Raw genomic sequence first — 13,419 nt, 5'->3', positions numbered from 1 at the left:
CGCTTCCCGACCCCGGCGACGATTCCCCCGTCGGCACCCGGGGCCCGCGCGCTCCAACCTGGTCCGGCATGTCCAACTCCCGCTTCGTACATCTCCACGTCCACACCGAGTTCTCGCTGGCGGACTCCACCATCCGTGTGCCGGCCAAGCCGGACCAGGCGGACCCAAAGAAGGCCAAGCAGGCCAACCTGCTGTCGCGCTCGGTCGAACTCGGCCTGCCCGCGCTGGCGGTCACCGACCTCAACAACCTGTTCGCCCTGGTCAAGTTCTACAAGGCCGCCGAAGGCGTGGGCATCAAGCCGATCGCCGGTGCCGACGTGCTGATCGCCGAGGAAGGCCAGGACCCGTGGCGTATGACCCTGCTGTGCCGCGACCGTGAGGGCTACCTGAGCCTGTCGCGACTGCTGACCCGCGCCTGGATGGAAGGCCATCGTCCGGAAGGCGGTGTGGCCATCCACCCTGACTGGCTGAAGGCCGGCAACGCCAACCTGTTCGCGCTGGCCGGCCGGCAGAGCCTGGCCGGGCGCCTGGCGCTGGACGGCAAGCATGAGCTGGCCGAGCAGCAGCTGGCCGACTGGCAGCGCGTGTTCGGCGATGGCCTGCACCTGGAACTGACCCGTACCGGCCGCGAAGGCGAGGAAACCTTCAACCAGTTCGCGCTGATGGCCGCTGGCCAGCGTGGCCTGCCGGTGGTGGCCAGCAATGACGTGCGCTTCCTGTCGCCGACCGATTTCAGCGCGCACGAAGCGCGCGTGTGCATCTCCACCGGCCGCGTGCTGGACGACCCCAAGCGGCCGCGCGAATACAGCGACCAGCAGTACCTGAAGTCGGCCGAGGAGATGTGTGCGCTGTTCGCCGACATCCCCGATGCGATCGACAACACGCTGGCGCTGGCCGAGCGCTGCAACATCGAAATGCGGCTGGGCACCTACTTCCTGCCCAACTACCCGGTGCCCGACGACGAGACCCTGGACACCTGGATCCAGAAGATGTCGCGCGATGGCCTGGAAGAGCGCCTGGAGAAGAATCCGCTGGCGCCGGGCAAGACCCGCGAAGAGTACTTCGAGCGCCTGGAATTCGAGCTCAACACCATCATCAAGATGGGCTTCCCGGGCTACTTCCTGATCGTGGCCGACTTCATCCAGTGGGGCAAGAACCAGGGCATCCCGATCGGCCCGGGCCGTGGTTCGGGTGCCGGTTCGCTGGTGGCGTGGGCGCTGAAGATCACCGATCTGGACCCGCTGCCGTACAACCTGCTGTTCGAGCGCTTCCTGAACCCGGAACGCGTGTCGATGCCCGACTTCGACATCGACTTCTGCATGGACCGCCGCGACGAGGTGATCGACTACGTCGCGCGCAAGTACGGGCGCGAGCGCGTCAGCCAGATCATCACCTACGGCACCATGGCCGCCAAGGCGGTGGTGCGCGACTCCGGCCGCGTGCTCGGTTTCCCCTACGGCCTGGTCGACGGCGTCTCCAAGCTGATCCCGAACATCCTCGGCATCCACCTGAAGGATGCACTGGGCAAGGGCAAGGAAGGCCCCAGCTCGGAAATGGCCTCGCCGGAGCTGATCCAGCGCTACGAGACCGAAGACGATGTCCGCGACCTGATCGACCTGGCGCTGCAGCTGGAAGACCTGACCCGCAACGCCGGCAAGCACGCCGGTGGCGTGGTGATCGGGCCCGAACCGCTGAGCGAGTTCTGCCCGCTGTACGCCGAACACGACGAGAACGGCCTCGGCAAGAACCCGGTCACCCAGTTCGACAAGAACGACGTGGAAGAAGTGGGCCTGGTGAAGTTCGACTTCCTCGGCCTGCGCACGCTGACCATCATCGACTGGGCGGTGAAGGCGATCAACAAGCGCCACGAACGCGCGGGTATTCCGCCGGTGGACATCGCCGCGATTCCGCTCGACGACACGCCCACCTACAAGGACATCTTCGCCAACGGCAATACCGGCGCGGTGTTCCAGTTCGAATCCTCGGGCATGCGCCGCCTGCTGAAGGACGCGCGCCCCGACCGTTTTGAAGACCTCATCGCGCTGGTGTCGCTGTACCGCCCCGGCCCGATGGACCTGATTCCCTCCTTCAACGCGCGTAAGCACGGCCAGGAAGAAATCATCTATCCCGATCCGCGCACCGAAGCGATCCTGAAGGACACCTACGGCATCATGGTGTACCAGGAGCAGGTGATGCAGATGGCGCAGATCGTCGGCGGCTACTCGCTGGGCGGCGCCGACCTGCTGCGCCGTGCGATGGGCAAGAAGGTGCCGGCCGAAATGGCCAAGCACCGCGAGATCTTCCGCGAGGGCGCGGCCAAGGACGGCGTGGACGAAGCCAAGGCCGATGCGATCTTCGACCTGATGGAGAAGTTCGCCGGCTACGGCTTCAACAAGTCGCACGCCGCCGCCTACGCGCTGGTCAGTTACCAGACCGCGTGGCTGAAGCGCCATTACCCGGCCGAGTTCATGGCCGCGACGCTGTCGTCCGACCTGGACAACACCGACAAGGTGGTCGGCTTCCTCGACGAAGTACGCAACCTCGGCCTGACCGTGCTGCCGCCGAAGGTGAACCAGTCGGCCTTCATGTTCGAAGCGGTCACCCCGGACACCATCCAGTACGGCCTGGGCGCGATCAAGGGCGTCGGCCAGGGCGCCTGCGAAGCGGTGGTCGACGAGCGCCTGAAGGGCGGCGAGTACAAGGACCTGCTCGACTTCTGCACCCGCGTCGGCTCGGCCAAGCTCAACCGGCGCACGCTGGAAGCGATGATCAACTGCGGTGCGCTGGACGAGCTCGGTCGCAACCGTGCCTCGCTGATGCTGCAGCTGCCGGAGGTGATCAAGGCCACCGACCAGATGGCACGCGAGCGTGCTTCGGGGCAGAACTCGCTGTTCGGCGGCCCGGACCCGAGCGCGACCACGATCCAGCTGGACCTGCCCGAGGCCGAGGAATGGCCGTTGCTGCAGCGCCTGAACGGCGAGCGCGACACGCTGGGCTTCTACCTCAGCGGCCACCCGTTCGATCCCTGGCGCGATGATGTGCGCGACCTGGTCGGCAACGATCTGGGCTCGGTGGAGAAGATCTGGAGCGCCAACAGCGGTGGCGGCGGTGGCGGCGAAAAGCGCTGGCGCCCGGAAGTGCAGACCGTGCTGGCCGGCCAGGTGGTCGGCGTGCGCCGCAAGGGCGAGAGCCAGATCTTCATCCAGCTGGAAGATGGCCGCGGCCGCGTCGAGTGCAGCGCGTTCTCCGACGCGATGGCCGAGTTCGGCCACCTGATGACCAAGGACCGCATCCTGGTGGTCAAGGGTGGCCTGCGCGAGGACGAATTCAACGGCGGCTACGCATTGCGCATCCGCCAGTGCTGGGACTTCGATGAGGTCTGCGCCAACTACGCCACGCGGCTGTCGCTGCGCCTGGACCTGCGCCAGCAGCGCCCGGTCTGGGAGCGCATCGACGCCCTGCTCGACCGCCATCGCCCCGGACGCACCCCCCTGCGCCTGGACCTGCTGCTGAAGGGTCCGCAGGGCGGCGTCGCCGGCATGCTCGATGTCTCCGGGCAAAGCGCGGTGCGCATCGATTCCAAGTTGATGGAGGCGCTGCGCGCCGACCCGGCCGTGCGCACGCTGAAGGTGCGCTACAGCCCACCGTGGGCCAGCTGAGGCTGGCTCCCTGGTTTTCCTGAACCCCCCGTTTCCCCGTTCCAAGTATCAAGGACGATTGCCCATGAAGACCCTGCTGTTCCCGTTTGCCGCCGCTCTGGCCCTGGCCGCCTGCTCGCCGTCGAAGATCGAGTTCCAGATCGACAACCCGACCGACACGCCGCTGGCGCTGAGCATCGATGGCAAGGACCTGCCGGTGGCCGCACAGGGTTCGCGCCCGATCTCGCTCGCCGTCGGTGAGCACCGCCTGCACACCGACAAACTGGGCGACGTGCGCTTCATCGTCTACGTCGATGGCCGCGGCGGACTGATCAACCCGACCCTGAGCGAGTACGTGGTCGCCCGCGAGATCTACGTCACCGACGAGAGCAAGCTGAAGAACTTCGGCACCGGCAAGGCCGGCATCGAGCTGGGTGGCGTCGACTTCGAAGGCCCGTTCGAGAAGCACCACGAACTGTTCATCGACAAGACCTGGACCTACGGCGTGCGCGAGCCCTTCCCGAAGGAAAAGGTGGTGGCCCACGTCGACTCCAGCGGTGGCCAGATCGTGGCCAAGGTGTTCACCGCCCCCGACTTCATCGCCTACGTCGAAGAAGGCATGGGCGAGCCGGGTGCGTTCAAGCGCGAGCAGCCGGCCGGCTACGTGGCCCCGGCCTACAGCCTGGAACCGGCCCCGGCCAGCCTGCCGGCGCTGGTACCGGCCTTCGAGACCCACGCCGGGCCGCTGCGCGAGGTCTATGCGCACTGGCTGAAGGCCACCACCGCCGATGAACAGAAGGCCCTGCGCAAGCAGGACTTCGCCGCGCAGATGGCCTTCACCTCGGCCACCGCCACGCTGGGCAGCGGGCTGGGCCGGGAGGCCAACGAGGCCTACAACGACTTCGTCTCCCAGCGCAGCCAGTTGATGGGCCGCAGCGCCCTGGTGGTGCCCTGAACTGACTGGCGCCCCCTGCCTGGCTGCGCTACCGTCGCCTTCCAGACGAGGGCGTACGGGTGGTTTGCACGCATTCGGCTAGAATTCCCCTCTTCTTTACACGACGGCTTCCGATGAATCCGAACTACCTCGACTTCGAGCAACCCATCGCCGACCTGGAAGCCAAGATCCAGGAACTGCGCAACGCCAGTGCCGGGCCGGCGGTCAATGTCGAGGCGGAAGTGCACGCGCTGCAGGACAAGCTGCGCATGCGCACCGCGCAGATCTTCCGCAACCTGACCTCGTGGCAGGTGCTGCAGCTGGCCCGCCACCCGTCGCGCCCGTACACCGCCGACTACCTGCGCATCATCTGCGATGAGTTCCAGGAACTGGCCGGTGATCGCGCCTTCGCCGACGACAAGGCCATCATGGGCGGCCTGGCCCGCATCAATGGCCGTTCCGTGATGGTGATCGGCCACCAGAAGGGCCGCGACACCAAGGAAAAGATCAAGCGCAACTTCGGCATGCCGAAGCCGGAGGGCTACCGCAAGGCCCTGCGCCTGATGAAGATGGCCGAGCGTTTCGGCCTGCCGGTGCTGACCCTGATCGACACCGCCGGCGCCTGGCCGGGCATCGACGCCGAATCGCGCGGCCAGTCCGAAGCGATCGCACGCAACCTGATCGAGATGGCCGAACTGAAGGTGCCGATCATCTGCACCGTGATCGGTGAAGGCGGCTCCGGCGGCGCGCTGGCGCTGGGCGTGGGCGACCGCACCGTGATGCTGGAGTATTCGGTGTACTCGACCATCACCCCGGAAGGCTGCGCCTCGATCCTGTGGAAGGACGCCGGCAAGGCCAAGGACGCTGCCGAGCAGCTGGGCCTGACCGCCCCGCGCCTGAAGAGCCTGGGCCTGGTCGACAAGGTCGTGCGCGAGCCGACCGGTGGCGCCCACCGCAACCCGACGCAGATGGCCAAGCGCCTGAAGGCCGTGCTGCTGAACGAACTGGATGCGCTGGAAAAGCTGACCACCGAGCAGCTGCTGGAACAGCGCTACGCGCGCCTGCGCAGCTACGGCACCTACGAAGCCGCCTGAGGTAGTGCCGGCCGCTGGCCGGCAGCATCCGGGTAATTGCACAAACGAAAGAGCCGGGCAGATGCCCGGCTCTTTCGTTTGTGCCCTCACGGCATCCACGCATGGCGTGGATCTACCGGGCGTGTCCACGCATGGCGTGGATCTACCCGCTGGGTCAGAACGGCTTGGCCAGCACCAGCCACACGATCGGAATGAAGGCCAGCAGCGGGATCTCGTTGATCCAGCGCAGCGCGCGCGAAGACGGCAGCGCCCTGCCCTTGGCCACGCCCTTCAGCAGCCGCCCGATCCAGATGAAGTACGCCAGCAGCACCACCACCAGCCCCAGTTTGGCATGCAGCCAACCGGCGCCGCCCGGCGCGACCATGGTCGGGAAATCCGGAATGACCCTGTAGCCCAGCCACAGCACCAGGCCCAGCAGGAAGGCCAGGCCGAACATCGAGTGACCGAAGCGGTACAGGCGCAGCCCCATCAGCTGCAGGCGCTCGGTCACGGCCGGCTGGCCTGCAGTCTCGGCCAGGTTCACCAGGATGCGCGGCAGGTAGAACACCGTCGCCATCCAGGCCACCACGAACACGATGTGGAAGGTCTTGACCCAGTAGTAGCTCTGCATGCGCTCGCTCCGGCGGCTGGCGTGGATGGGCGGCCATTCTCGCATGCCATGGCCGGCCCTCTCCGCGTGCCGCCGCCGCGACGGATCGACGCATGGCGCGCCGCAACGCCGTACGATAGGCGCCGTTTTCCCGACCGCACGACGCCTGCATGGACAAGACCTACGACGCCGCCTACTTCCAGCGCTGGTACCGCCGCGCCGATATCGGCGGCAGCGCCCGCCTGGCGCGCAAGGTGGCCCTGGCCGTGGCCAGCGCCGAGTACTACCTGGAGCGGCCGATCCGCAGCGTGCTGGACATCGGCTGCGGCGAAGGTGCCTGGCGCGCACCGCTGCTGAAGCTGCGTCCGAAGGTCGAATACCTCGGCTTCGACAGCAGCGAGTACGCTGTGCGCCGCTACGGCCGCACCCGCAACCTGCACCTGGCCGGCTTCGGCGACTTCGCCTGGCTGCGGCCCTGCGCCCCGGTCGACCTGCTGGTGTGTTCGGACGTGATGCACTACGTGCCCGACCGCGAGCTGCGCGCCGGCCTGGCCGGCGTGGCCGAGCTGACCGGCGGCGTGGCCTTCCTGGAAACCTTTGCCGCCGAGGACGAGTTCGACGGCGACCACGAGGGCTTTCAGGCCCGCCCGGCGCGCTGGTACCGCCGGACGCTTGGGCGGCACGGCCTGCAGCCGGTGGGGTCGCACTGCTGGCTGGGCCCCGCCCTGGCAGGCGATGCGGCCGCGCTGGAACAGGCGTGAATCCGGATTCATTATTTTCAGCCGACTTAACCTGCGGGACACCCGGATGGGATATGCTGCGCGGCAACATATGACCATACATATTCGGTCGTCATGCTCTATCAACTGCACGAACTGACCCGCAACCTGCTCGCCCCCTGGGTGCACCAGGCCCAGGCCAACGCCAGGTTCTTCGCCAACCCGGGCCACTGGTGGTCGCAGATGCCGGGTGCCGATCGCCTGGCTGCGGTCAACGAGTTGTTCCATCGCATCGGCAAGGATTACGAGAAGCCCGAATGGGGCATCAACGAAATCGATGTCGATGGCGAGCGCGTGCCGATCGTCGTGCACGAAGAAGTGAGCAAGCCGTTCTGCAAGCTGCTGCGCTTCAAGCGCCACAGCAATGAAGCCGACCAGCTGCACACCATGCTCAACCAGCCGTTCGTGCTGGTGGTGGCGCCGCTGTCCGGCCACCACGCCACCCTGCTGCGCGATACCGTGCGCACCCTGCTGCGCGACCACCGCGTGTACGTCACCGACTGGGTGGATGCGCGCATGGTGCCGGCCAGCGAAGGCGAGTTCGGCCTGGACGACTACATCGCCTACATCCAGGAATTCATCCGCCACCTCGGCGTCGAGCGCCTGCACGTGGTCAGCGTGTGCCAGCCGACCGTGCCGGTGCTGGCCGCGGTTTCGCTGATGGCCAGCCGTGGCGAACCGACGCCGCGCACGCTGGTGATGATGGGTGGCCCGATCGATGCGCGCTGCAGCCCGACCGCAGTGAACAACCTGGCCACGCAGAACCCGCTGTCGTGGTTCGAGAACAACGTCATCCACACCGTGCCGCCGAGCTATCCCGGCGCCGGCCGTCGCGTGTACCCGGGCTTCCTGCAGCATGCCGGCTTCCTGTCGATGAACCCCAGCCGTCATTTCAGCTCGCACTGGGATTTCTACACCGACCTGGTCAAGGGCGACCTGGAAGACGCCGACGCGCACCGTCGTTTCTACGACGAGTACAACGCCGTGCTGGACATGCCGGCCAAGTACTACCTGGATACCATTTCCGTGGTGTTCCAAGACTTCCTGCTGCCGCGTGGCGAGTGGGTGGTCAACGGCGAGAAGGTCGATCCGTCTGCGATCCGCGATACCGCGCTGCTGAGCATCGAAGGCGAGCTGGACGACATCGCCGGCCTCGGCCAGACCGAAGCGGCACAGGCACTGTGCACCGGCATCAGCGCTGACCGTCGCGAGCATTTCATCGTGGAAGGCGCCGGCCATTACGGCATTTTCAGCGGCCGCCGCTGGCGCGAAGTGGTGTATCCGAAGGTGCGCGACTTCTTCGCAGCGCATGCCGAAGCACCGGCGGCGAAGGCGACGAAGAAGAAGAGCAACGTCACCCCGCTGCGGCGCAAGGCGGGGTAAGTCCCCGCTCTGCCCAGAAGCCCGGGGTCAGAGCCCTGTTCTGCGAACAGGGATCCGACCCCGACCGCTTACAGCCGCACCAGCAGGTTCTTGGCGATCAACCCATGCAGCTTGCCGATGCCGCGTGCCAGATGCATCGTCAACAGCAGCAGCAGCACGCCCACCGCCGCGATCACGATGCCCACCAGCGGCGACGCCGCCATCGGCAGCACGTTCACGCCGTCGACGTACACGCCCGGAATGTCACCGCTGAACAGCGCGGCCACCGGCGCCCAGATCAGGCCCAGCGACAGCGACAGCAGCGTCACCGCGATGGTGAAGTAGATGACGCCCAGCGGCAGCATCAGCACGAAGTACAGCAGCGTCAGCCAAGTGCGGCCGTCGGTGAACATGTCGCCGATGCGCTGCAGCCAGGTACGGCTGCGGTCGGTGTAACGCGGACGGCGCGGCATGCGCTCGCCCAGCAGCGCTTCCACCAGCCGCCCTTCCAGAAGCGCCAGCCCGCGCACCGAGCCGAAGAACAGCACGGTCAGCGGAATGCCGACGATCAGGATCAGCAGGCCCAACGACAATGACAGGCCGGTCACCACCCAGGTGAAGAAGAAGATGCCGGTAGCCAGCGACAGCAGCATGTAGAACAGCGCGCCGTAGGTATGCGGATCGGCCACCACGCCAAAGAAGCGGGCCAGCAGCGAGCGCTGCACCGGCGCCGGCGGCGGTGCGGCTGGCTCGACGCCACTGGCTTCGGCCGCCGCACGCAGTACCGGCGCGGTATCCGCACGCGGCGTACGCAGCGCGCGGTTCACCGTCACTTCGGTCTCGCGGTAGATCTCGGCCACTTCGTCCGGCGCACCGTAGCTGCCGGCCACGTCGGCGATCACCTCGGCCTCGCTGCGGCCGGGCTGCGCGGCCAGCTCCGAGCGCAGATACTCCTCGGCGTCGTACAGCGCGTCCTGCACCATCGCCGGATCGGCACCCTCCAGCGCCGCACGCAGCTGCGCCAGATACTGCGGGATGGTGGTCGGCAGGGCTCGGCCTGCCAGGCTCGGGTCGTTCATTGCGGTACCCCCTCCAACACGGAATCGACGGAATCGCGGGTGGCCTGCCAGGCCTGGCGCCACTGCGCCAGCACCTCGCGGCCACGTTCGTTGATGCGGTAGTAGCGCCGTGGCGGCCCGCTGCTGGACGGCTCCACATGGCTTTCCAGCAGGCCGGCACCTTCCAGGTTGCGCAGCACCGGGTACAGCGCGCTCTGCTTGCCGCTCAGCACCCCCTCGCCCACGCGCTCCAGCTCCTTGGCGATCAGGTAGCCGTACAGCGGCTCCCCGGCGCGGGCCAGCACTGCCAGCAGGGCCAGCGACACCGTTCCGGCGCTCAGCTCCTTCTGGAACTTCTTCAGGTGGACATCGTCTTCGACCATGACCGGACCTCCACTACGTTGAAGTCCACAGTAGTGCGAAGTTCGGTATAGCGAATGTGTCGTTAGTCATCGTGCCGGTTGGCGCGGCTGCGCGGCTCGCGCAGAATCGAACCCTCGTTCATGTTCCGGGGATCCCATGCCGCACCGTCGTCGCGTTGCCCTGACCGCCCTCGCCCTGGCCTGCCTGCTGCCCTCGCTGGCCAGCGCGGCCACCCCGTACCGCAGCCCGCAGCAGATCCTCGACGCCTCGGCGGCCAGCGACTGGCGCACCCCGGACCCGGCCAACCTGCTGTACATGGACCTGCCGGCCGGGCGGGTGATCATCGAGCTGGCGCCGCAGTTCGCCACGCGGCACGTGGCCAACATCCAGACCTTCGCCCACGAGCACTTCTGGGACGGCACCAGCATCTACCGCTCGCAGGACAACTTCGTGGTGCAGTTCGGCGATGCCGACGCCGATGACGCGGCCAAGGCCAAGCCGTTCGGCAGCGCCGCGCGCAAGCTGCCGGCCGAGTTCGAACGTGCCAGCACCGGCCTGAAGGTGAGCGTGCTGCCGGATCGCGATGGCTGGGCGGCGCAGACCGGCTTCGTCGACGGCTTCCCGGTCGGCCAGGACCCGCAGGCGGGCAAGGCCTGGCTGGCGCATTGCTACGGCATGCTCGGCGCCGGCCGCAGCAACGAGGAAGACAGCAGCATCGGCGCCGAACTGTACGTGGTGACCGGCCAGTCGCCGCGCCAGCTGGACCGCAACATCACCCTGGTCGGCCGCGTGCTGAAGGGCATGGAGCTGCTCAGCGCGATCCCGCGCGGACCGGCGCCGATGGGCTTCTACAACGACCCGAAGCTGCGCACTCCGATCGTGTCGATCCGCCGCGCCAGCGACGTGCCGGCGGCCGAGCGCACGCCGATCCAGGTGCTGCGTACCGATTCGAAGACCTTCGCCGATACGGTGGAGGCGCGGCGCAATCGCGTGGACGATTTCTACAAGCGCCCGGCCGGGCATATCGATCTCTGCAATATCCCGGTGCCGGTGCGGTAGCGCCGGGCCATGCCCGGCGAGCATGGCGGCAAGTTCCGTGCGTGGCGCATGTTGAAGGCACGTCATTGTTCATGGGCGTTACTTTTCTTTGTACGCAAAGAAAAGTAACCAAAAGAAACGTTCCGCCGGCCGCGAGCCGGTGCTGCGCACCGGTACCCTGCGCTCCTCGGCCCGCTCAAGGCGGATCCAAGATCAAAGGCAGAAGCGGTCGCTTCGCTCGCCGGGCCCGGCCCGGCACTACCAAACATCGTTGTGCAGCTGTGGCTCTTGACCTTGGATCCGCCTTGAGCGAGCCGAGCATCGCAGGGGAATCAGGGGCGAAGAGGTGCCGATGTCCTGTAGAGCCGACTGTTAGTTGTGTAAACCCACCACGTTGTTCAGCAGGACTCTGGAAATAGGTGGCTGGCCACCGATCCCCATGTGAGGGCGGTGCCAGTTGTAGTGGTGCAGCCATTGGGTCAGCACGGAATTGCGCTGGTCCGAGGAGGCGTATTCGCGGGCGTAGGCCCATTCACGCAGGCTGGTTTGGATGAAGCGCTCCGCTTTGCCGTTGGTGCGCGGGGTGTACGGTTTGGTTCGCATGTGCTTGATCCCAAGGGACTTAAGTAGCTTGGCGAATGCAGTGGAGCGATAGCACGCCCCGTTGTCGGTCAGAATTCGTTTGAAGGTGATTCCCAGGCTGGCGTAGTACTCCAAGGCACCAAGCAGTGCTTGGCAGGCCGTTTCCTTTTGTTCGTCGGGGTGAACGCTGCTGTAGGCGATGCGGGAGTGATCGTCGATAGCCACGTGCACGTAGCCCCAGCCTCCGCCACCGGCATTTCCTCGGCGCTTGGCGTCGGTTCTATGGCCCGGCCGCTGGAAGTTGCCCAGCTTCTTGATGTCCAGGTGTAGCAGCCCTCCGGGCTGATCGTATTCGTATCGGATGACCTCCTTAGGCGGATCCAGCCGGCACAAACGATTGAGGCCGTGGGCGCGCATCAGCCTGGAAATGGTGCTGTGGCCGATCCCCAAGGCTTTGGAGATGGTCAGATAGGTCTGCCGTTTACGGCGACACTCCTTGATCTGCTCGACCACCGGTGCAGATGTGGCATGTGGTGTCCGGTGAGGGCGTGAGCTGCGGTTTTCCAGTCCTGACACCCCCAATTCCCGGAATCGGGCCAGCCATTTGTAGGCCGTACGCACACTTACGCCGCATGCTTGGGCTGCTTCCTCTGGGCGCAGGCCCTCGTGGAGGATGCGGCGAACAAGAAGTGCTCGACTATGGACGGTCAAACGGGCTTTTTTATGGGGGTTCATCCGGGCTCTTTGGGGTCTGGAGAGGTGTGGTAACCACCATTTTCCAAAGATGTCCCGGATGAACAACCTACAGAGAGATCACAGTTAGTCGGCTGACTTCTGCACACCGTCCCCTGATTCACCGAGAAGCGCGTGGACCGACGTGCGAAGCAAGGCGGCTCGCGACCTGGCGGCGCGTTTCTTTTGGTTACTTTTCTTTTCGCGCGAAAAGAAAAGTGACGCCCATGAACAATGCAGCACCTTCAGCACGTGCCACGCGCAAAACGCCAACGCCTCAGCCCTTCTGACTCACCGCCACACTACCCAGGATCAACCCGCCGGCAATCAACATCTGCACCGTCACCGCCTCACCCAGGAACAACCACGCAAACGCCGCGCCGAACAGCGGAATCAGGTAGGTCACCGTCGATGCGCGCGACGGGCCGATGCGACCGATCAGGCGGTAGAACATCAGGAAGGCCAGGCCGGTGCAGGCCACGCCCAGCGCAATCGCCGCGCCCCAGGCCTTCAGCGGAATGGCGGCCTGCGGCCAGTGCGTCACCGCCATCGGCAGCATCCACAGCGAGGCGCAGGACAACGTCGCCGCCGCAGCCGCTGCCGACGGCAGGCCGGTCATGTGGCGCTTCACCAGGTTCACGCCCAGCCCGTACAGCAGCGACGCCGCAGCGCCGGCGATCACCGCGGTGCCGATGCTCAGGCCGGACACCTTTGCCGTGGCCAGCACCACCACGCCGGCGAAGCCGACCAGCAAGGCGCCGGCGCGGCGCATGCCGATCTTCTCGCCGAAGAACAGGAAAGCGATCAACGCGGCGAACAGCACGGTCATCGCATTGCAGATCGCGCCGATCGCCGCCGGTGCCTGCTCCGCCGCATAGGCGAACAGCACGAACGGCAGCGCCGAGTTGATCAGCCCGATCGGTGCCAGCCAAAGCCAGCGACGCGGCGGGAACTGGGCGCGGGCACGCCACAGGAACGGCAGCAGTACCAGCGCCCCCAGCACCAGCCGCACCTCGACCAGCGCGAACGGGCCGAACGACGGCACTGCCACGCGCATGAACAGGAACGAGCAGCCCCAGATGGCGCCCAGCAGGGTCAACTCCAGCGGTGTGCGCCAATCGCGCTCGGCCGCCTGTGGGACCGCATTCATGCCTTGCCTCCGTCCATCGTCAATTCCTCGCCAGGGCGGACAGGATCGGGCGCAGACGCCCGCGGCACAAGCGCGTAGTATCGCTGCCAGCCACAAATAT

11 protein-coding genes are annotated in these 13,419 nt (G+C 66.4%); 6 read left to right on the top strand and 5 right to left on the bottom strand.

The window, feature by feature from the left end; all coding sequences use genetic code 11:
• Nucleotides 1-68: 68 nt before the first annotated feature.
• The 3 genes from dnaE to QP552_RS06560 all read left to right on the top strand — a co-directional run bounded on the left by dnaE (nt 69) and on the right by QP552_RS06560 (nt 5,666).
• The gene (dnaE, locus tag QP552_RS06570; RefSeq protein WP_286075365.1) at nt 69-3,659 is read left to right on the top strand and encodes a DNA polymerase III subunit alpha; all 3,591 of its coding nucleotides are present in this window, start codon (nt 69-71) and stop codon (nt 3,657-3,659) included.
• Between the two features lie 64 nt (nt 3,660-3,723).
• Nucleotides 3,724-4,593 carry a hypothetical protein gene (locus tag QP552_RS06565; RefSeq protein WP_106550365.1) on the top strand — a complete coding sequence of 290 codons (870 nt, stop codon included), beginning with the start codon at nt 3,724-3,726 and terminating at the stop codon, nt 4,591-4,593.
• Between the two features lie 113 nt (nt 4,594-4,706).
• Complete coding sequence (locus QP552_RS06560) at nt 4,707-5,666, top strand: acetyl-CoA carboxylase carboxyltransferase subunit alpha (protein ID WP_286075364.1); 960 nt, start codon at nt 4,707-4,709, stop codon at nt 5,664-5,666.
• A gap of 154 nt (nt 5,667-5,820) precedes the next feature.
• Here QP552_RS06560 and QP552_RS06555 read toward each other — a convergent pair whose 3' ends face one another.
• Nucleotides 5,821-6,276 carry a CopD family protein gene (locus QP552_RS06555; RefSeq protein ID WP_049426663.1) on the bottom strand — a complete coding sequence of 152 codons (456 nt, stop codon included), beginning with the start codon at nt 6,274-6,276 and terminating at the stop codon, nt 5,821-5,823.
• A gap of 149 nt (nt 6,277-6,425) precedes the next feature.
• Between QP552_RS06555 and QP552_RS06550 the strand changes: the two genes are divergently transcribed.
• Nucleotides 6,426-7,016, top strand: coding sequence for a class I SAM-dependent methyltransferase (locus QP552_RS06550; protein ID WP_111112813.1), 591 nt, complete (start codon nt 6,426-6,428; stop codon nt 7,014-7,016).
• Between the two features lie 93 nt (nt 7,017-7,109).
• Complete coding sequence (phaZ, locus tag QP552_RS06545) at nt 7,110-8,417, top strand: polyhydroxyalkanoate depolymerase (protein WP_111112812.1); 1,308 nt, start codon at nt 7,110-7,112, stop codon at nt 8,415-8,417.
• A gap of 68 nt (nt 8,418-8,485) precedes the next feature.
• On the opposite strand, the gene QP552_RS06540 is transcribed toward phaZ, so the two are convergent.
• Nucleotides 8,486-9,475, bottom strand: a complete 990-nt coding sequence (locus QP552_RS06540; RefSeq protein ID WP_111112811.1) for a sensor domain-containing protein — start codon at nt 9,473-9,475, stop codon at nt 8,486-8,488.
• Entirely contained in the window at nt 9,472-9,837 is a 366-nt protein-coding gene (locus QP552_RS06535; RefSeq protein ID WP_021203665.1) for a PadR family transcriptional regulator, read from the bottom strand. Before QP552_RS06535 ends, QP552_RS06540 begins: the two co-directional genes overlap by 4 nt.
• Before the next feature lie 136 nt (nt 9,838-9,973).
• Between QP552_RS06535 and QP552_RS06530 the strand changes: the two genes are divergently transcribed.
• Nucleotides 9,974-10,876 carry a peptidylprolyl isomerase gene (locus tag QP552_RS06530; RefSeq protein WP_286075363.1) on the top strand — a complete coding sequence of 301 codons (903 nt, stop codon included), beginning with the start codon at nt 9,974-9,976 and terminating at the stop codon, nt 10,874-10,876.
• A 351-nt stretch (nt 10,877-11,227) separates the two neighbouring features.
• Here the strand turns inward: QP552_RS06530 and QP552_RS06525 are convergent, their stop codons facing one another.
• Nucleotides 11,228-12,172, bottom strand: coding sequence for an IS481 family transposase (locus tag QP552_RS06525; protein WP_286075362.1), 945 nt, complete (start codon nt 12,170-12,172; stop codon nt 11,228-11,230).
• Between the two features lie 274 nt (nt 12,173-12,446).
• Nucleotides 12,447-13,319: a DMT family transporter gene (locus QP552_RS06520; protein WP_286075361.1), complete on the bottom strand. Its 873-nt coding sequence runs from the start codon at nt 13,317-13,319 to the stop codon at nt 12,447-12,449.
• Between the last annotated feature and the right edge of the window lie 100 nt (nt 13,320-13,419).

The organism is Stenotrophomonas sp. 59, assembly GCF_030291095.1.
Classification (GTDB): Bacteria; Pseudomonadota; Gammaproteobacteria; order Xanthomonadales; family Xanthomonadaceae; genus Stenotrophomonas; species Stenotrophomonas maltophilia_Q.
The sequence above is the reverse complement of the archived record's forward strand: the minus strand, read 5'-3'. Positions and strand labels throughout refer to the sequence as shown.